The organism is Streptomyces sp. TN58, assembly GCF_001941845.1.
Lineage (GTDB): Bacteria > Actinomycetota > Actinomycetes > Streptomycetales > Streptomycetaceae > Streptomyces.
On sequence record NZ_CP018870.1, the window covers coordinates 365,197 to 384,404 of the forward strand.

The 19,208-nt window shown below is 73.7% G+C and carries 17 protein-coding genes; 11 read left to right on the forward strand and 6 right to left on the reverse strand.

Annotation, left to right across the window (positions count from 1 at the left end; genetic code table 11):
- Positions 1-9 precede the first annotated feature (9 nt).
- Positions 10-918 (forward strand): SDR family oxidoreductase, encoded by a 909-nt coding sequence (locus BSL84_RS01715; RefSeq protein WP_075969643.1) that lies wholly within the window; start codon positions 10-12, stop codon positions 916-918.
- A gap of 39 nt (positions 919-957) precedes the next feature.
- Here BSL84_RS01715 and BSL84_RS01720 read toward each other — a convergent pair whose 3' ends face one another.
- Entirely contained in the window at positions 958-1,416 is a 459-nt protein-coding gene (locus BSL84_RS01720) for an SRPBCC family protein (RefSeq protein ID WP_075969644.1), read from the reverse strand.
- A gap of 339 nt (positions 1,417-1,755) precedes the next feature.
- On the opposite strand from BSL84_RS01720, the gene BSL84_RS01725 reads away from it, so the two are divergent.
- The 4 genes from BSL84_RS01725 to dhaK all read left to right on the forward strand — a co-directional run bounded on the left by BSL84_RS01725 (position 1,756) and on the right by dhaK (position 5,377).
- Positions 1,756-2,367, forward strand: a complete 612-nt coding sequence (locus BSL84_RS01725) for a DUF6328 family protein (RefSeq protein ID WP_199816126.1) — start codon at positions 1,756-1,758, stop codon at positions 2,365-2,367.
- Positions 2,368-2,412: 45 nt separating this feature from the next.
- Positions 2,413-3,957 carry an FAD-dependent oxidoreductase gene (locus BSL84_RS01730; RefSeq protein ID WP_075969646.1) on the forward strand — a complete coding sequence of 515 codons (1,545 nt, stop codon included), beginning with the start codon at positions 2,413-2,415 and terminating at the stop codon, positions 3,955-3,957.
- A gap of 35 nt (positions 3,958-3,992) precedes the next feature.
- A complete protein-coding gene (locus BSL84_RS01735) occupies positions 3,993-4,241 on the forward strand; it encodes a type II toxin-antitoxin system RelE family toxin (RefSeq protein ID WP_075969647.1) in 249 nt (82 codons plus the stop codon).
- Positions 4,242-4,372: 131 nt separating this feature from the next.
- Positions 4,373-5,377, forward strand: a complete 1,005-nt coding sequence (gene dhaK / locus BSL84_RS01740; protein WP_045321545.1) for a dihydroxyacetone kinase subunit DhaK — start codon at positions 4,373-4,375, stop codon at positions 5,375-5,377.
- Positions 5,378-5,449: 72 nt separating this feature from the next.
- On the opposite strand, the gene BSL84_RS01745 is transcribed toward dhaK, so the two are convergent.
- The 4 genes from BSL84_RS01745 to BSL84_RS01760 form a co-directional block, all read right to left on the reverse strand.
- Positions 5,450-6,022, reverse strand: coding sequence for a DUF2231 domain-containing protein (locus tag BSL84_RS01745; protein WP_051873228.1), 573 nt, complete (start codon positions 6,020-6,022; stop codon positions 5,450-5,452).
- A gap of 88 nt (positions 6,023-6,110) precedes the next feature.
- Positions 6,111-8,450, reverse strand: coding sequence for an ABC transporter permease (locus tag BSL84_RS01750; RefSeq protein WP_075969648.1), 2,340 nt, complete (start codon positions 8,448-8,450; stop codon positions 6,111-6,113).
- 2 nt (positions 8,451-8,452) lie between these two features.
- Positions 8,453-9,223: an ABC transporter ATP-binding protein gene (locus BSL84_RS01755; RefSeq protein WP_075969649.1), complete on the reverse strand. Its 771-nt coding sequence runs from the start codon at positions 9,221-9,223 to the stop codon at positions 8,453-8,455.
- The gene (locus BSL84_RS01760) at positions 9,220-9,726 is read right to left on the reverse strand and encodes a PadR family transcriptional regulator (RefSeq protein WP_075969650.1); all 507 of its coding nucleotides are present in this window, start codon (positions 9,724-9,726) and stop codon (positions 9,220-9,222) included. Before BSL84_RS01760 ends, BSL84_RS01755 begins: the two co-directional genes overlap by 4 nt.
- 167 nt (positions 9,727-9,893) lie before the next feature.
- Between BSL84_RS01760 and BSL84_RS01765 the strand changes: the two genes are divergently transcribed.
- From BSL84_RS01765 to BSL84_RS01785, 5 genes are all read left to right on the forward strand, one after another.
- Positions 9,894-11,168 (forward strand): ABC transporter substrate-binding protein, encoded by a 1,275-nt coding sequence (locus BSL84_RS01765; protein ID WP_030028639.1) that lies wholly within the window; start codon positions 9,894-9,896, stop codon positions 11,166-11,168.
- 262 nt (positions 11,169-11,430) lie between these two features.
- Positions 11,431-13,134, forward strand: coding sequence for a glycoside hydrolase family 13 protein (locus BSL84_RS01770; protein WP_030028640.1), 1,704 nt, complete (start codon positions 11,431-11,433; stop codon positions 13,132-13,134).
- 80 nt (positions 13,135-13,214) lie between these two features.
- On the forward strand, positions 13,215-14,546 hold the full coding sequence (locus BSL84_RS01775) for an ABC transporter substrate-binding protein (protein ID WP_075969651.1): 1,332 nt from the start codon (positions 13,215-13,217) through the stop codon (positions 14,544-14,546).
- Positions 14,547-14,556: 10 nt separating this feature from the next.
- Entirely contained in the window at positions 14,557-15,900 is a 1,344-nt protein-coding gene (locus tag BSL84_RS01780; protein ID WP_075969652.1) for an ABC transporter permease subunit, read from the forward strand.
- Positions 15,897-16,865: a carbohydrate ABC transporter permease gene (locus BSL84_RS01785; protein WP_078848897.1), complete on the forward strand. Its 969-nt coding sequence runs from the start codon at positions 15,897-15,899 to the stop codon at positions 16,863-16,865. Before BSL84_RS01780 ends, BSL84_RS01785 begins: the two co-directional genes overlap by 4 nt.
- A gap of 102 nt (positions 16,866-16,967) precedes the next feature.
- On the opposite strand, the gene BSL84_RS01790 is transcribed toward BSL84_RS01785, so the two are convergent.
- A complete protein-coding gene (locus BSL84_RS01790) occupies positions 16,968-18,383 on the reverse strand; it encodes an amidase (protein ID WP_075969653.1) in 1,416 nt (471 codons plus the stop codon).
- Positions 18,384-18,551: 168 nt separating this feature from the next.
- Between BSL84_RS01790 and BSL84_RS01795 the strand changes: the two genes are divergently transcribed.
- The gene (locus BSL84_RS01795) at positions 18,552-19,175 is read left to right on the forward strand and encodes a histidine phosphatase family protein (protein WP_045321559.1); all 624 of its coding nucleotides are present in this window, start codon (positions 18,552-18,554) and stop codon (positions 19,173-19,175) included.
- Positions 19,176-19,208: the final 33 nt, after the last annotated feature.

Consider the following 19,208-nt stretch of genomic DNA (forward strand, 5'->3'; position numbering starts at 1 on the left):
GGGCGAGCCATGGGGATCCGCAGCCGGCGGTGCGACAGGTGCCCGGGCCCTCTGGAGGGCCGGGTGGCCGTGGTCACCGGCGCCGCGAGGGGACTGGGTGAAGGGCTCGCCCGCGCCCTGTCCGAGCGCGGTGCCCGCGTCGCGCTGATCGGCCTGGAAGAGGACAGACTCGGCCGCCTGGCAGCCGGACTGCCCGGTCCCGCGGCCTGCTGGCCGGTGGACGTCACCGACAGTGCCGCGCTGACCGAGGCCGCCCGCGCGGTACGGGCGTCGCTGGGCGCGCCGTCGGTGGTGGTCGCCAACGCCGGGATAGCGATGGGCGGAACGCTCCTGGACTGCGACCCGGCCGCCTGGCGGCGGGTCGTCGACGTCAACCTCGTGGGCAGTGCGCTGACGGCGCGCTGCTTCCTCCCCGACCTGCTGCGCACGCACGGCTACTACCTCCAGGTCGCCTCCTTGGCCGCCCTCGCGCCCGCACCGCTGCTCAGCGCGTACTGCGCCTCCAAGAGCGGCGTGGAGGCGTTCGCCCACGCGCTGCGCGCGGAGGTCGCACACCACGGTGTCGGCGTGGGTGTCGCCTATCTGAGCTGGGTCGACACGAGCCTGATCCGAGCAGCCGACGAGACCGAGGCCTTTCGGACGCTGCGCGCCCACCTGCCCTGGCCCGCCTCGGCCGTCCACGCCCCGGACCCCTGCGTACGCGCCATGGTCAACGGCATAGAGCGCCGGTCGGCCCACGTCTACGCCCCGCCCTGGGTGCGCGGCGTACAGGGGGTGCGCGCCCTCCTGCCCACGGTCGTCGCGCACCGGTCCCGCCGGGTTCTCGCGACCGGCGGGGATCCGGCGCCCACGGGACTGCTCGGGCCGGGCGGCGCCGCGGCCGCGCGCCCGTCCGCGAGCCGGTCGCGGCGGGCCTGACGGCCGGCGAATGCCCGGGCGCGGTCGCCCTCGGCCCCTTCAGGCCTTCACGCGGTCGCCGGTCGCGGCCTGCTCCTCCACCACCTGTGCGAGCGTCGCGAGCATCTGCCGGTGGCGGAGCTGGAGCAGCGCGTCGAGCGCGGCGTTGTGCAGCGCGCCCCCGAGCCCTCGCAGGGGATGCTCGTCGATGATGACCAGGGCCTCCTCGCCCCACGAGCGGATCTCGATCGCGACCCTGGCCGTGCCGAGCGGGCCACTGTGCACTTCCAGCTCCAGCGCCTCCGGGGCTCTCACCCTCCGTACGACGGTGGTACCGGAGGCCGTCCACGGTCCGAGCCGGACGGTGTACTCCAGGGCGGATCCGAGCGCGGGCCACAGCCCGTCGGCGGGGCGTGAGTCACTGGTGCCGACGACCCAGTCGGCGTAGCGCGAGGCGTCGGCGAGCACGGACCACACCTGCTCGGGCGCGGCGTGGACCAGTCGGTGTCGAACGGCCATCTTTCCCTCCCGGAACGGCGGAACGGCGGTCCCCGGCGGCGGCTCGGGCCGCCGCTCGGTGACACGGCCTCGTGACACGGCGTCTGCCCGGCCGGTGTACCTCTACACGGGCGGCGCCCCGCTCGCCCGTGTATGTCCGGCCGGGAGCCGGGTAGGCGCCACTGGACCACCGCTGCACTGCCCGACCCGGCGAGGGAACGCGAGAGAACGGTTCCCCGACCGGGCGGAGCGAGGCGGTGTGCCACCTCGGGGACAGTTGCAGGAAGTGACCCCCATGCCCGTCTCGTATCGGAACGACGCCCCGGCTCCGGGCCGTTCCCCGGCCCCGGGCGGCCCCGGATGATCGCCCGTGCCGCGAATGTGGGGCAGCGGCTGGAGACGTGCGACGAACGGGCCGACCGCCTCTGGCTGGAGCTCATGCACGAGGTACGCGTGGTCCTCACCGCCGTGCAGCTGCTCTTCGCCTTCCTGCTGGCGGTGGCCTTCACCCCCGCCTACGGCAGGCTGGGCGACACCGACCGCCTCCTCTACCTCCTGTGCCTGCTCTGCGGGGCCGCCGCGACGGCGGCGCTGACGGGCCCGGTCGCCCTCCACCGGCTGGTCACCGGGCTGCGGCTGAAGTCCGAGACGGTGGCCTGGGCGTCCCGGCTGGTCGCGGCCGGCCTGGTCCTGCTCCTGGCGATGACGTCGCTGGGGCTGCTGGTGGTGCTGCGCCAGGTCACCGGCCCGGTCACGGCGCTCCTGCTCGGCGCCTCCCTGTCGGTGTGGTGCGCGCTCTGCTGGGGCGTTCCCGCCTTCCTGCTACGCCGCCGCAGTCGCTCGCGCCGCATGTCGTGGGCCGCACCCGAGGTGTCGGAGGCCGGTGGCGCCCGCGTCCCGGAACGCGGCACGGCGACCTCACGTGCGTCCCTTCCCGCCGAAGCCCGGGAGAGGCAGGCAGGGCGCGGTTGAGCGAGGGCGGGGCATCGGTGTGTGTTTCCTGGGCAGGCGCCGGACATGAATCCACTTGCTGCCACCGGAGAGTCCTACTGGATGCGGACGGCGCCCCTGCCGTCCTTCCCCGCGCTGTCGGGGGCCGCCGAAGCGGACGTGGCGGTCATCGGCAGCGGCATCGTCGGCCTGAGCACGGCCTGGGAGCTCGCCCGCGCGGGCCTGGAGGTCGTGGTGCTGGAAGCGTCCCGGCTGGCGGGCGGAGTCACGGGCCACACGACCGGGAAGCTCACCGCTCTGCACACCGCCGTGTACGACACGCTGCGGAGCAAGCACGGAGAGGAAGCCGCGCGGCGGTACGCCGCGTCCCAGAGCGCGGCCCTGCGGCGTGTCGTCGAGGTCTCCGGCGAACTCGGGATCGACTGCGAGCTGGAGAGGCGTCCCGCCTACACCTACTGCGAGGAGGCCGAGGGCGTCAACGCCCTGCGCGCGGAGGCGGACGCCGCGCGTGCGGCCGGCCTGGACGCGTCGTTCGTCACGGCGACCGGTATGCCCTTCCCGGTGGCCGGCGCCGTCAGGGTCGAGGACCAGGCCCAGTTCCACCCGCTCGCCTACCTGGCCGGGCTCGTCGAGGACATCGTCGCGCTCGGCGGCCGGCTCCACGAGGGCACCCGCGTCACGCGGCTCGACGACGGCGATCCCTGCCGGCTCACCACCGACTCCGGCGCCACCGTGGCCGCGCGGCACGTGGTCGTCGCCACCCACCACCCCGTGTTCGACGACGCTCTGCTCTCCACCAGGCTCACGCAGCACCGGGACCTCGTGATCGCGGGCGCGGTGCCGGCCGGCCAGGACCCCGCCGGCATGTACATCTCGGAGGAACACGGCAAGCGGTCCGTCCGCACATCGCCCCTCGCCGACGGCGGACGGCTCCTCGTCGTCACCGGGGAAGCCTTCACGCCGGGCACGGGCGAGGACACCGAAGCCGGCTACGCCCGCCTCCGGGCATGGGCCGAGCGGCACTTCCCCGGGTTCTCCGCCGAGTACCGCTGGGCCGCCCAGGACAACAGCTCGACGGACACGCTGCCCCTGGTCGGCCGGATGCCCACGAAGGGCGACAACGTCTACGTGGCCACCGGGTTCGCCGGGTGGGGCATGACGGGCGGGGTACTGGCCGGGACGGTCATCGCCTCCCTCGTCCGCGGCGGCGAGGACCCGTGGGACGGGCTCTACGACCCCGGCCGCGTCGGCTCGCCCGTGCGATCGGCCCCGGCGTACCTGAAGGCCCAGTGGGACGTCGGCAAGCACTTCGTCAAGGACCGCCTGGACACCCTCGGCGACGGGACCAACGGCCCCGCCGGGAGCCTGCCGCCCGGTGAGGGCACGGTGGTCCGCGCCGGCGGCGAACCCTGCGCCGTGCACCGCGACGACCAGGGCGAACTGCACGCCGTGTCCGCCGTCTGCACGCATCTGGGGTGTCTGGTGGCGTTCAACAACGCCGAACGGACCTGGGAATGCCCCTGTCACGGTTCCCGCTTCGGCGTCGACGGCGAGGTCCTGCAGGGCCCGGCGCTGAAACCGCTGGAGCGCCGGGACCCGACCGAACTCTGACCCGCCGGCGGCTCCCGGACCCGGGGAGGCGGCTGATGACGTACGGCATCGTGTGGGAGCAGACCGCCGTGTACGCGGCGGCCCGACACCTCGCGGACGATCCGGCCGGGCTGCGGCAGCTGCTGTCCGCCGTGGACCTGCTGTCCGGCGAGCCCTGCCCGAAGGGCGCCGCCGTCTTCGGCTCGGGCCTGTGCCGGATCCACGTGGGCCGCTACCGCGTCCTGTACACCCTCGCCCGCGATCCGGGGGCCGTGGTCATCCTGCATGTCGGCCGTCTCGGATGAGCGGCTCGCCCGGCCGCCCGCCTGCCTGTCGTCCGGCAGGGGGCTCCTTTACCGTCGAAGTGGGCGGTGCGCGGTCGGCATGCCCCCGAGAATCGGTCGGACAGTCACCTGTGAGCCCAGGGAGATGCGCGATGAAGATGCTGATCAACAGTCCCGAGACCGTCGTCGCCGACGCCCTGCGCGGGCTGGCCGCCGCCCACCCGGAGCTGGAGGTCGACCCGGAGGCCCGGATCATCGTACGGAAGGGTGCGAACGAAGGCGGGCGGGTCGGGCTGGTGTCCGGGGGCGGTTCCGGGCACGAGCCGCTGCACGGCGGCTTCGTCGGGCCCGGAATGCTGTCGGCCGCCTGTCCGGGCGAGGTGTTCACCTCCCCCGTGCCCGACCAGGTGCTGCGGGCCGCCAAGGCGGTGGACTCCGGCCAGGGCGTGCTGTTCATCGTCAAGAACTACACCGGGGACGTGCTGAACTTCGACATGGCCGCCGAACTCGCCGAGGAGGACGGAATCCGCGTCCAGCGGGTACTGGTGGACGACGACGTGGCCGTGACCGACAGCCTCTACACGGCGGGCCGGCGCGGCACCGGCGCCACCCTCTTCGTCGAGAAGATCGCCGGTGCCGCGGCCGAGGAGGGTGCTCCGCTGGAGCAGGTCGCCGCGGTGGCCGAGCGGGTCAACAAGGCCTCCCGCAGTTTCGGCGTGGCGCTGAGCGCGTGCACCACGCCCGCGAAGGGCAGCCCCACCTTCGACCTGCCGGACGGCGAACTCGAACTGGGCATCGGGATCCACGGCGAGCCCGGCCGGGAGCGGCGCCCGATGATGTCGGCCCGGGAGATCGCGGAGTTCGCCGTGGGCGCCGTGCTGGACGACCTGGCGGACGCGGCCCCGGCCGACGGGCCGGTCCTGGCCCTGGTCAACGGCATGGGCGCGACACCTCTGCTGGAGCTGTACGGATTCCACTCGGAGGTGTCGCGGGTGCTCGCGGACCGCGGTGTGACGGTGGCGCGCACCCTGGTGGGGAACTACGTCACGTCCCTGGACATGGCGGGGTGCTCGGTCACGCTGTGCCGGGCCGACGACGAACTCCTGCGGCTGTGGGACGCGCCGGTGCAGACCCCGGCACTGCGCTGGGGCCGCTGACCACGGGGGCGACGACACGGCCTCACGGCTCACGGCCTTCACGGCCTTCACGGCTTCTACGGCCGCAGGGCCTCACGTGGCGGGGTGGGCTCCGACGGCCTGCCGGTAGGCGATGTGGCCGCCCAGGGCGCCGGTGACGCTGACGGCCGCCAGTCCGGCCCATGACCAGAGCCTGCCCTTCGCGGGGCGGCCGCGCAGGCGGGCCGCCAGGGAGACCGCGTAGCAGCCGACGGCCGCGGCATTGGAGACGGCGTGGGCGAGGCCGACCCGGGCCTGTTCGGGCGGCATGTCGGCCCAGTCCGCCCACCCGGCGATGGCGGCGGGGGCCACACCGGCGAGGCCGACGGCCGTCAGGGTCGTCGCCGCCCGCCGTTCCCCTGGTACGGCGTCGAGCACCGCGGCGGAGAGCCAGCAGCCGATGGGCACCTGGACGAGGACGGGGTGGAGGGGGTGGCCCAGGGGTCTTCCCCTGAGCACGTCCCTGGCGGCGCCCAGCGGGAGCGAGCGGACCCCCCTCTGGAGTGCGCGGATCGCGGGATCGGCCAGGGTGGTCCGCTCCAGGCGGTCCAGGGTCGTCAGCCACCACCCGGAAGCGGCGTTCAGGGCGGGGACGGCCTTCGCGGGGTCGAGGGTTCTGGTGTCCATGGAGGGCGCCTACCCGGCATCGGGTCCCCGCCCCACGTTGGTGTCGCCCGAATGGGGTGCCGCCGGACCTCCCCGTCGGGGCTCCCCCTCAGAGGGTCTCGCTGAGCGAGTCCGCCAGCCGCCGTCGTGCCGTCCGGGTCGCCGGCAGCGCCGCCGCCGCCACCGCGCCCAGGACCGCGCCCACGATCACCGTGCACAGCACCGGCAGCGGCGGCGCTTGGGCTATCCCCGCGCCGATGCCGCTCGACGCGCCCTGCGTGTCCACCAGCCAGCTGCCGGTCAGGAGTCCCAGCCCGGTCCCCACCAGGGCGGACACGAGCGCGGTCAGGCCGGCGGCCGTCACGATCATCGCGCCGATCTGCCGCGGCGTCAGACCTATGGCCTTCAGTGCGAGCAGGTCCCGGCCCCGGTCGCGTACGCCCGTGCCGATGAGCGTGAGCAGTTCGATGAGCCCGATCAGCGCCAGTACGGCGATCAGGGCGCCGATCACCCCGCGCGCCGGTTCCAGCCGGTCGGCCGGGTTCGGCGTCTCCCGGATCTCCAGTGCCGTGCCGGCCGCCGTCGCGAGAGCACCGCTCACGGTTCGGGGGTCGGCACCCTCGCGCAGTTCCAGGGCGTGGAAGGCGGGCCGCAGGCCGGGGTCCCGCTCACGCAGTGCGTCGAGGGTCGTGGTGATCACCCGGCCGCCGGCTTCGGGCTCGATGGTGCGGCCGACGAGGTGCAGGATCTGCGGCCGCCCGCCCACGGTCATCCGTACCCAGTCCCCGACCCGTACGCCGAGGAGGTCCAGCAGCCCCTGGCCGGCGACGGCCTCGTCGGGGCCGGCCACCGCGCGCCCCTCCACCACGGCGGAGGGGTACGGCCGGCCGGCCGTGCCGAGGCCGCGCAGGGTGATGGTGCCGGTCTGTCCGGGGACGAGCGCGGCCATCTCGGCGCCCGGATGCACGGCGGCTATGCCCGGGACCGCCGCGAGGGTCTGCTCCAGCTCCGCGTCGGACGGTCCGGCGGACCGCTCCGACCGTACGGTCAGTGCCGCGGCCAGCCCGACCTGCGCGGGGCGGCTGCGGAACTGGTCCAGCGTCGACCAGGCCACCAGGGCGACCGTGATGAGCACCAGCGGCAGCGCGAGCCGGGCCACCGGCAGGAGCGTCCGCCCGCGCCGGGGGAACGCGGCACGCCAGCCGAGGACGAGGGCGGGCGGCACCCGTACGCCCAGTGCCCGCTTGCCGAGGGCGGTCATCGGTGCGGCGGACGGCAGCGCCGCCCGTGCCACCGGCACCGGCGGCACCCGTCCGGCGCGCCAGGCCGACAGCCCGGTGGAGGCGGCGATCAGCAGCACCGCGCCGCCGGGGATGCCGATCATCAGGGCGGTGTGCCCGGGCAGGTCCTGCCAGACGGCGGCGGCCTCCCCGATCCGCCCGGGCAGCCGGGCGCCGAGGAGGGCGATCGCAGTGGTGCCGAGGGCCACGCCCAGCAGCGCGAAGGCCAGGTGCTGTACGAGGAAGCCGCGGGTGACCTGGCCGGGGGTGAAGCCGATCGCCTTGAGGACGGCGATGTCCCGCAGCTGGCCCCGGACGCGGGCGCCGACCGCCCCGGACGCGGCCAGGGCCGCGGCGAGCAGCGCGCCGAGGCCGAAGACGGCGAAGACCGTGCCCAGGAGCCGGTCGTCGCCGCCCGCCTCGGCGCGGGCCTGCTGCCATTTGGTGACCTCGGCGACCCGGTCGGCGCCGAGGACGGTGACGGCGCGCTGGACGATGAAGTCGGTGTCGTCGGGGTCTGCCAGACGCAGCCCGACGCTCTGCCCGGTGTCCGCCCGGGCGATCTCGCCGAGTGTCGCGGGGAGCACCCAGCCGATGCCGGCCAAGCCTCCGGGCTGGTAGCGGGGCTCGGCCGCGTCGGCCGTGCCGCTCACCAGCAGCAGGTGCGGGGCGCCGTCGGGTCCGGTGACGCGTACGGTGTCGCCGGGTTCCGCCCACAGGGCCCGTGCGACGGAGGTCTCCAGTACGACGGAGCCGGCCGCCGAGCCGGTGCCGCCGGTGTCCGGAGGGTCGAGCCAGCGGCCCTCGGCCACGAGCGGCCGTCCAATCTGCGGGGGCTCCGCGCCCGCGGCGCGGAGCGTGACCGCGGCCCGGGCACCGCGGGACTCGATCGTGGTCGCGGCCGTCCGGTAGGGCCCGGACAGCGCCGCGACGCCGTCCACCGCGGCCAGGGCGTCCACTTCGGTGTCCGCCCCGGCGCGGGTGTGCAGCCAGATGTGTGCGCCCTGGGACTGGTTGAAGACCCGCTGCCAGGGGTTCGCGGCGTAGCCGAACAGCGCGCCGGCCAGCAGGAGGGAGGCGATCACGCCGGCGCTGGCGAGGACGACGAAGAGGGCTTCGCCGCGGTGTGCGCGGAAGTCTGCCTGCGCCCAGCGCAGAGTGGCCCGCACGGTCATTCCTTCAGTTCGAGTACGCCGGAGACGCCGCCGGTCGCGCCCGGGCGGCTGCCTGCGCCGAGCTGTGCGTCGTCGGCTATCCGGCCGTCGAAGAAGCTGATGACGCGGTCGGCGGCGCTGGCCATCCGGGCGTCGTGGGTGACCATGATGATCGTCTGGCCGCGCTGGTGGAACCGCGTGAGCAGCCGCAGCACCTCACGGGTGCCCTTGCTGTCGAGGCTGCCGGCCGGTTCGTCTGCGAGGAGCAGGGCGGGGTGGTTGACCAGGGCGCGGGCGAGGGCGACCCGCTGCTGTTCGCCGCCGGAGAGCTCTCCCGGCATGGAGCGTTCGCGTCCTTCGAGGCCGAGTTCGGCGAGCAGTTCGGCGCGGGAGTTGCGGGCGGCTTTCGGGGAGGCGCCGGCGAGCAGGGCGGGCAGTTCGACGTTGTCGGCGACGGTGAGGTTGGAGACGAGGTTGAAGAACTGGAAGACGACGCCGATGCTGCGGCGCCGCAGGACGGCCCAGCGTGCTTCGCGGTACGCGTCGACGCGCTCGCCGTCGAGCCACAGCCTGCCGCCGTCGGGCCGCTGGAGGCCGCCGATGAGGTGGAGCAGGGTGGACTTGCCGGCGCCGGAGGGGCCGGTGATCGCGACGAACTCGCCGGGCTGGACGCAGAGGTCCACGCCGCGGACGGCGGGCACCGGGGTTCCCTCGCCGTGGTGGGTCTTGGTCAGGCCCTCGGCGCGGACGATGGGCACGACGGGAGCGGCGGTGGCGTCGTCGCTCATTCCAGCTCCTCCTGACAGCGTTCCAGCCAGTCGAGGTCGGCCTGCAGGTGCAGCATGGCGCCCTCGATCAGCAGTTGGGAGATCTTGTTGTCGCGGTCCTCGGCCGCTGCCAGCTTCGACAGGTCCCGCATGGTGTTGAGGTACTGGCGCCGCTGCTTGTTGATCAGGGCGATCGGATCGGCCAGACCCGACTGCGGTGCGAGCGCCAGTTTCATGAAGAACTCGTCCCGTACCCGGGGTTCCTCGGCGGTGTCCTCGAACCAGGCCAGTACGGCCTCGCGCCCGGCGTCCGTCAGCTTGTAGGTGCGCTTGTTGGGCCGGCCCGCCTGTTCGACGTCCTCGCCCTGGATCAGGCCGCTCTTCTCCAGCCGGCCGAGGGTGACGTAGATCTGGCCGACGTTCGGCTGAGGGTACGCGGCGCCCAGGAGCTTCTCAAGGTCCTGCTTGAGCTCGTAACCGTGCGCAGGGCTACGGGTGAGGAGCGCAAGGAGCGCCAGCCGCACTCGCCCCCCTCCTTCCCGCTGCGTAGTCAACTGTTCACTGGTGCCGGGTCGGAGCTTTTCTGTGTCCGAGCCGTCTGCCTGGACGTCTAGTATCCCCCATGCCTAACGGGTATATATAGGCCACGATGGGTCGGCGGCGCAGCCGGATCGTGCACTGGGAGGAATCTATGCGGTGGATGCGTGCCGCGGGTAGAGCTCTCCTGGTGGTGGCGGTGGTCCTGGCGGGGTACGCCGGTCTCGGCGTCCGCCCGGACGCGGGCACGGCCTCGGCCGCCCGCGGCCCCCTGACGCTGGTGACGGCGGGCGACCTGACCGACTACCTCGGCCCCCTCCTCGACGACTGGAACGAGAGCCGTCCCGACGAGCGGGTCACGCTCGTCGAGCTGCCCGACTCGGCCGACGAGACCCGGGCCCAGATGATCAGCGAGCTGCGGTCGGGCCGCGACCGGTTCGACGTGCTGAACATCGACGTCGCCTGGACGTCGGAGTTCGCGGCCGCAGGATGGATCGCCCCGCTCGAACGTGACCGGTTCCCCCTGGACGCCTTCCTGCGGCCGGTCGTGGACACGGCGACCTTCGACGGGCGGCTGTACGCGGTCCCGTACGTCACGAACGCCGGCCTGCTCTACTACCGCAAGGACCTCCTGGACCTGGCCGGCGAGCAGCCGCCGCGGACCTGGTCCGAACTGGCCCGCCAGGCACGCACGATCGCCCCGCGGCACGGGCTGGACGGTTACGCGGGGCAGTTCCTCCCGTACGAGGGGCTCACGGTCAACGTCACCGAGGCGGTGCACTCCGCGGGCGGTTCGATCCTGCGCGACGACGGCGCCCGCGTCACCGTGGACTCCGACGGGGCGCGCGCCGGGCTGCGGTTCCTCGCGGACGGGGTGCGGGAGGGCTGGATCTCCCGTGAGGCGCTCGGCTACAAGGAGGAGGAGTCCCGCCGGGCGTTCCAGGACGGCAGGCTCCTCTTCCTGCGGAACTGGCCGTATGTGTACGCGGACGCGGGCGCGCCGGGGTCGGCGGTCGCGGGCCGGTTCGGGGCGGTGCCGCTGCCCGGCGCCGACGGGCCCGGCACCAGCGTGCTGGGCGGCTCGAACCTCGCCGTCAGCAGTCGTTCGCGGCATCCGGCGTCGGCGGCCGATCTGATCGCCTACCTCACCAGTGAGCGGGTGCAGAGGCGCGTCCTCACCGAGGGCTCGCTGCCCCCGGTGCGCGCCGCGCTGTACGAGGATGCCGAGCTGGTCCGCGCCTACCCGTACCTGCCGACCCTGCGCGAGAGCGTGCTGTCGGCGGTGCCGCGGCCCAAGAGTCCGCGCTATGACCAGGTGAGCCTAGCCGTGCAGGCCGTGGGGCAGGACGTGATGGCGCTGCGGCAGACGCCGGAGGAGGCGGTGGCGCGGCTGGCGCGCGAGCTCGGGGCCATCGCCGGCACGGGCTGACCGCACGCGTCCCACGCACGGCACACGTGGCACGCATCGCCGCACGCATCGCACACTCACACACCTCCCCAGAGGGCTCCTACTTACATGTTAAGTAGGAGCCCTTATTCGTGCACGCGGGCATTCACGGACAAACCACCCCAGCTTTCGCCTGTTTCTGGACACATCGTTGACACCTTCCAGTCGCTGCTACTTAACATGCATGCATAACAGCGCACCTGATCCAGGGCGCTCTCGCATTCAGCAGACAGGTCGACGCGAGATGCTCAGCACCCTTCCGACCGGTACCGGTCACCCCTCCCGCAGCGCCGCCCCCTCCGCCCCCTGGTGGCGCGACGCGGTGATCTACCAGGTCTACGTCCGCAGCTTCCTCGACAGCACCGGGGACGGCGTCGGCGACCTCGCCGGCGTCCGCGCAGGGCTCCCCTACCTGCGCAAGCTCGGCGTCGACGGCATCTGGCTCAGCCCCTTCTACCCCTCGCCCCAGCACGACCACGGCTACGACGTCGCCGACTACTGCGGCGTCGACCCGGTCTACGGAGACCTCGCCGAGTTCGACCGTCTGGTGTCCGACGCCCACCGGCTCGGGCTCAAGCTGCTCCTCGACATCGTCCCCAACCACTGCTCCAGCGAGCACCCGTGGTTCCGCGAGGCGCTCGCCGCGGCGCCGGGCAGCGCACCGCGCTCCCGCTTCCACTTCGCACCGGGCCGCGGCCCGGACGGTACGCAGCCGCCCAACAACTGGCACGCCATGTTCGGCGGCCCGGCCTGGAGCCGGACCACCGGCCCCGACGGCACCCCGGGCGAGTGGTACCTGCACCTCTTCACCCCGGAGCAGCCGGACCTGAACTGGCGCAACCCGGTCGTGGGCGACGACTTCGAGCGGGTGCTGCGCTTCTGGCTGGACCGGGGCGTCGACGGCTTCCGCATCGACGTGGCCGCCGGGCTGTTCAAGCACCCCGAGATGCCCGACTCCGACGATCCGGGAGCGGACGAGCGGGCCCGCGACGCCGTCAACCAGCTGGCCTGGAACCAGCCCGAGGTGCACGGCGTGTGGCGCCGCTGGCGCGCGGTGTGCGAGGAGTACACCGCCCGGGACGGTCAGGAGCGGCTGCTCGTCGGCGAGGTGTCCGTGCCCACCGCACGCGAGCACGCCGAGTACGTCCGCCCCGACGAACTGCACCAGGCGTTCTTCTTCGACCTGCTCAGCGCCCCCTGGGACGCCGACGCCTTCCGGGCGACGATCACCGACGCGATACGCGACATCGCCGGCACCGGCTCCACCGTCACCTGGGTCCTCAACAACCACGACCAGGTCCGCACGGTCACCCGCTACGCCGGTGAACCGGGTGTCGAGGGCAGCGGACTGGGTGCGGCCCGCGCCCGCGCCGCGGCGCTCCTGATGCTCGCCCTGCCCGGCGCCGCCTACGTGTACCAGGGTGAGGAACTCGGTCTCCCGGAAGTCCTCGACCTGCCCGACGAGGTCCTCACCGACCCGATCTTCCGCCGTACGGGCAGCCGCAAGCACGTGCGGGACGGCTGCCGTGTGCCGCTGCCCTGGTCCGGACACGCCTCCCCGTTCGGCTTCAGCCAGGCGGCGGCCGGCGTCAAGCCATGGCTGCCGCAGCCCGAGTGGTTCGCCGAGCACGCCACCGACCGCGCCCTGGCCGACACCCGCTCCTTCTGGCACCTCTACCGCGACGGCCTCCAGCTGCGGCGCACCCTGCCGCAGCTCGGCGACGGCACCCTGCGCTGGCTGGACGCTCCCGCGCAGGTCCTGGCGATCTCCCGCGGCGACGGCCTGGTCTGCGCGGTGAACTTCGGCACGGAGCCGGTTCCCGCTCCGGTCGCCGGCCTTCCCCTGCTCGCCAGCGGGCCCTGCCCCGACGGGGTGTTGCCCGCGGCGACCGCGGCCTGGTGGGCGGGCGAGTACCCGGCGCCCGGCCCGGCAGCGCCCGTCGCGTGACCCCGCAGCACGTCACTCCCCAGCACGTCACTCCGTAGCAGCCCCTCCCCCCGACCCGGACTTCCCCGAGAGGACTCCTCATGCGACGACCGAGCAAGACGACCCGCCGAAGCGCCGCCACCGCGGCGGCCGCCCTCACCCTCGCCCTCGGCGCCACCGCCTGCGGCGGCGCCACCGGACCCGCGAGCAGCGGCGAACTCGGCGGCCAGACCGTCACCGTGGCCGGCGTCTGGACCGGCGCGGAACAGCAGAGCTTCAAGAAGGTCCTCGACGCCTTCACCGAGAAGACCGGCGCCAAGACGGTCTTCGTCCCCTCCGGCGACAACGTCTCCACCTTCGTCGGCAGCAAGATCGAAGGCGGAAACGCCCCCGACGTGGTGATGGTGCCGCAGGTGGGCGTGCTCCAGCAGTTCGCGAAGAAGGGCTGGCTCCAGCCCCTGTCCGACCAGATCGGCCGGACGGCCGGGTCCACCCTCGCCCCGGTGTGGAAGAACTACGGCACCGTCGACGGCCAGTACTACGGCCTCTACTTCAAGGCCGCCCACAAGTCGACCGTCTGGTACGCCCCCGAGGCCTTCACCCAGGCCGGTGTCACCGAGCCCAAGAGCTACAGCGACATGCTGGGGGCCGGCCGCACCCTCGCGGACTCCGGCCGCCCGGCCTTCGCCATAGCCGGCGAGGACGGCTGGACCCTCACCGACTGGTTCGAGAACATCTACCTCTCCCAGGCCGGACCGGAGAAGTACGACCAGCTCGCCCAGCACCAGCTGAAGTGGACCGACGAGAGCGTGGTGCGGGCCCTGACCACCCTCGGGGAGCTGTTCAAGGACAAGCAGCTCGTCGCCGGCGGCGCCCAGGCCGCGCTGGGGACCGACTTCCCCTCCTCGGTCGCGCAGGTCTTCGGCCCGGAGCCCAAGGCGGGCATGGTCTACGAGGGCGACTTCGTCGGCGGCGTCGCCAAGGGCCAGTTCGGCAAGAAGCTCGGCCAGGACGCGAAGTTCTTCCCCTTCCCCTCGGTCGACGGCGGCAGGCCCCCGGTGGTCAGCGGCGGTGACGCGGCGGTCGTCCTGAAGGACGGCAAGAACGGCAAGGCCGGCATGAAGCTGGTCGAGTTCCTGGCGAGCGCCGAGGCGGCCGAGATCTGGGCCGGCGATGGCGGCTTCCTGTCCCCGAACAACGAGGTCGACCTGGCCAAGTACGGCGACGACACCGCCCGCAGCACTGCCAACTCCCTGATCGGCGCCGGCAATTCGATCCGCTTCGACATGTCGGACCAGGCCCCGGCCGCCTTCGGCGGCACCAAGGGGGCGGGCGAGTGGAAGCTCCTCCAGGACTTCCTGCGCGACCCCTCGGACCCGCGGGGCACCGCCGCGAAGCTTGAAACCGAAGCCGCCAAGGCCTACGGGAACTGAGGCACCCGACATGGCTGACACCGTGACCGTCCGCCCCGCGGCCGACGGGCGGCGGCAGGCCCAGCGCAGGAAGCGCCGCCTCGCGGTCGTCTTCGTCCTGCCGGCCCTGCTGCTGCTCGGCGCGCTGGTCGTCTACCCCGTCCTCTTCTCCTTCGGCCGCAGCCTCTTCGACGCGGACGGCGACCGCTTCGTCGGAGCCGCGAACTACGCGGCGATCGTGCAGGACCCGGCCACCCTCAAGGCGATCCGCAACAGCGCCATCTGGGTCGTCGTCGCCCCCACCCTGCTCACCGGCCTCGGGCTGCTCCTCGCCGTGCTCACCGAGAAGGTGCGCTGGGCCACCGCGTTCAAGCTGGTTCTCTTCCTGCCCATGGCCGTGTCCTTCCTGGCCGCGGGCATCATCTTCCGCCTCGCCTACGAACAGGACCCGGACCGGGGCGTACTCAACGCCGCCGTCACCGGGATCCACGACGGCTTCCACGACACCGCCGCCTATCCGACGGCCCGCGCCCGGGAGGGCCACGGCCTGACGGGCGGGGCCGGCGGCCCGTACGACACCACGGCGGCCGTGCGCCCCGGGGGCTCCCTCAGCCTCGGGTTCATCGGGGTCGCACCCGACGCCATGCCGGCCGGCGCGAAGGCCGCCGCCGCGGACGCGGCCGCCGACGCGCCCGGCACGGACGCGATCGGGGGCGTCGTCTACCTCGACTTCGCCCCGGGCGGCGCGGGCACGCCGGGCCGGATCGACCCCGGCGAGAAGGGGCTGCCCGGCATGACCGTCGAGGCCGTACGGGACGGCCGGGTCGCCGCGACCGCCACCACGGCCGACGACGGCACCTTCCGCTTCACCGGCCTCGCCGACGGCGACTACACCGTCCGGCTGCCCGCGGCCAACTTCGCAACCCCCTACCAGGGGTTGAACTGGCTCGGTCCGGCCCTGGTGACGCCGGCGATCATCGGCGCCTACCTGTGGGTCTGGACCGGCTTCTCGATGGTCCTGATCGGCGCCGGCCTCGCGGCCATCCCGCGCGACGCGCTGGAGGCGGCGCGCATGGACGGCGCCACCGAGGGCCAGATCTTCCGCAAGATCACCGTGCCGCTGCTGGCACCGGTGCTCACCGTCGTCTTCGTGACCCTGGTGATCAACGTGATGAAGGTCTTCGACCTCGTCTGGATCATCGCACCCGGACCGGTCCAGGAGGAGGCGAACGTACTGGCCACCCGCATGTGGCTGGTGTCCTTCGGCGGCGGCGACGACCAGGGGCTCGGCAGCGCGCTCAGCATGGTGCTCCTGCTGCTCGTCGTCCCGGCGATGATCTTCAACGTGCGGCGTTTCCGAAGGAGTGGAGCATGAGCGGCCACAGCACCGTCGAGCGGCGCGGCCCGTCGCCGTCCCCGGCGTCCCCGCCGGCGCAGCCCGCGCCGTCCTCCCCGGCACCCTCCGCCCCGGCGCCCTCCTCCTCGCCCGGGCGGCGCCCCGGACGCAGGCTGTCGCGCTTCCTGGGCAGCTCCGTCGTCCAGGGCGTCCTGGCCCTGGTCGCCCTCGTGTGGATCACACCGCTGGCGGGCCTGCTGCTGTCCTCGCTGCGCTCGGAGCAGGACAACGCCACCACCGGCTGGTGGACCGCGCTGACCGACCCGTCGCAGCTGTCCCTGGACAACTACGGCTCCCTGCTGCGGGATTCGGGCATCGGCGAGGCCTTCTGGAACACCGTCCTGATCTCCGTGCCGACCACCGTCCTGGTGGTGGTCATCGCGGCGCTCGCCGGATACGCCTTCGCGTGGCTTGAGTTCCCCGGCCGGGACGGCGTGTTCCTGGTGGTCGTCGGGCTGCTCGTGGTGCCCGTACAGATCGGGCTGCTCCCCGTGGCCAAACTGTTCGGCGCGGTGGGCCTGTTCGGGACGGTCGCGGGCGTCGTCCTCTTCCACGTCGCCTACGGGCTCCCGTTCGCGATCTTCCTGTTGCGCAACTACTTCGCCGAGATCCCGCGCGAGATGCTGGAGGCCGCCCGGATGGACGGCGGCAGCGAGTGGCGGATCTTCTCCCGGCTCGTACTGCCGCTCGGCCGCCCGGCCATCGCGAGCCTGGCCATCTTCCAGTTCCTCTGGGTCTGGAACGACATGCTCGTGGCGCTGCTCTTCGCGGACAACGGCTCGCAGCCGCTCACGGTCGCCCTGCAGTCCCAGATGCGGCAGTTCGGCAGCAACATCGGCGTGCTTGCGCCCGGGGCGTTCTTGTCGCTGGTGGTACCGCTGGTGGTCTTCTTCGCCTTCCAACGGCACTTCGTCCAGGGCGTGATGGCCGGCTCGGTGAAGTAGCCGCCGGGCCGGGCTCCGGCAGCCGCCTCCGCATGGGTGCACACCGCTCATGCGGAGGCGTCCGCGCGTCCCGGCCTCCGCACGTGCCCTCGCCGCCGGTCCTCAGGTGACGGGCAGCCGTGGGCGGGTCTCCGCCCACGGCCGGGCCTCCTCCAGCTGCGCCGCCACCCGCAGCACCGACACCTCGTCGTCGCGGCGGCCCACCAGCTGTACGGCGAGAGGCAGCCCGTCCGAGCCGAAGCCTGCGGGCACGGACGCCGCCGGGTGTCCGGTGACGTTCCACAGCGCGGTGTAGGCCACCATCGGGCGCGACCGCGCCAGCGCCGTGAGCAGGCCCGCGCCGTCCAGCGAGCCCACCGGGCGCGGGCGGGCCGCGATGACCGGGGTCAGCAGCAGGTCCATGGAGGTGAACATCCGGTCGGCGCGGTCCGCGAGCCGCTCCCCCGCCCGGATTCCGCGCTCCACGGCGGATTCGGGGACCAGGCGGGCGAGCGCGAGGGTGCTGCGGGTGCGCGGCTCCAGCAAGTCGGGCCGTTCGACGGTGGCGGCCTCCGCGCGCACCCCGCCGCAGAACTGCGCCGCGAACGGGGCCGTGGCGTCCGGGTAGCGGGGATTGACCTCGCGTACGTCGTGGCCCAGTGCGCGCAGCGCCCGTACGGTCTCCAGCAGGGCTCCGACGTGCTCGGGGTGCGGGCGGATCCCGGGCACGGCGGGCTTGGCGGAGTACCCGACGCGCATGCGGCCGGGCGGGGTCTCCAGGGCCCGCAGCCAGCCTGTGGTGGCGGGCCGGGCGCTCCAGCGGTCGGCGGGGGTGGTGCCGGCGAGGACGTCGTAGAGCAGGGCGGCATCGCGGACGGTGCGGGTCAGCGGTCCCACGGTGCCGAGCGCGTACCAGAGGTGGGGGTTCGGGGCGGTGGAGACACGGCCGCGCTGGGGCTTGAGGCCGAACAGCCCGCAGCAGGCGGCCGGGATGCGGATGGACCCGCCGCCGTCGCCGCCGAGCGCCGCTCCGACCAGTCCGGCCGCGACGGCCGCGGCGCTGCCGCCGCTGGAGCCGCCCGGGGTGCGGGTGGTGTCCCAGGGGTTGTGGGCGGTGCCGTGGGCGGCTGACTCGGTGAAGGGCCACTGGCCGAACTCGGGCATCGTCGTCTTGCCGATGACGACGGCGCCGGCGGCGCGCAGACGGCGTACGGCCTCGGAGTCGGCGGCTGCGGGGGTCCGGTTGGCGGCGCCCCCGAAGGTGGTGACCTGCCCGGCGACGTCGAACTCGTCCTTCACGGCGACGGGTACGCCGTGGAGCGGGCCGCGGTCCTGCTCCGCTTCCGCGTCCCGGGCGTCCGCCTCGGCGAGCGCCTGCTCGGCGAGGACGGTCCGGAAGGCCCCGAGCGCGGGATCGAACCGGTTGATGCGGCGCAGCGCCGCCTCGACGAGGGCGCGGGAGGTGGTCTTGCCGGTGCGCACCAACTCGGCCTGCCGCTCGACTCCCTGGAACATCAGCTCGGCGTCGTCCCTGTCCATGCCCACCCCTTCACCCCTACCTCGCGGTAACCCGGGGCAAGGCTCGCGCCCCGCCGCCCCGGCGTCAAGCACACGCCTGCCCTTTCGGCCTCGCCCTCGGGGAACCGGCGCGCGCGGGTGGGCGTCTCTCCGGGGGTCCACAAGATCGACTTCGCCGGAGGACAACCCGTGACCCGTACGGCCGCCCGCTACCTCTACCTGACCCGGCACGGCGAGGCGTCGCCGGACGAGAGCGAACTGACGGATGCGGGCCGCCGCCAGGCCGCCCTGCTCGGGCAGCGGCTCCGGGGCGTTCCGCTGACGGCGATCCACCACGGGCCGCTCGCCCGGGCCGAGCAGACGGCCCGGCTGGTCGAGGACCAGCTGGACGGCGTCCCCCGGCACCGCACCGAGGCCGCCGGGGACTACGTCCCCTACCTTCCGGCGCGCGAGGAACTGCCGCCGGAGGCCGCCGACGCCTGGGCCGGGTTCCTCGGCGGGTTCACGGCGGAGGAACGGGAGCAGGGGCCCGGCCTCGCGGCAGCGGCGCTCGCGGAGTTCACCGGCCCGGTCGCCGGCGACGCGCCGCGCCACGAACTCGTCGTCACCCACAACTTCCTCGCGGGGTGGCTGCTGCGGGACGCGCTCGCCTCGCCGCGGTGGCGGTGGCTGGGCGTGAACCACGCCAACGCGGCCCTGACCGTGATCCGCTACGCGCCGGACCGCCCGCCGGCGGTCCTCCTCTTCAACGACACCGGGCACCTCCCGGCCGAGCTGCGGTGGACCGGTTTCCCGCGGGAGCTCCATGTCTGAGACCGGGCGACCGCCTGCATCCCGTCACCCTGC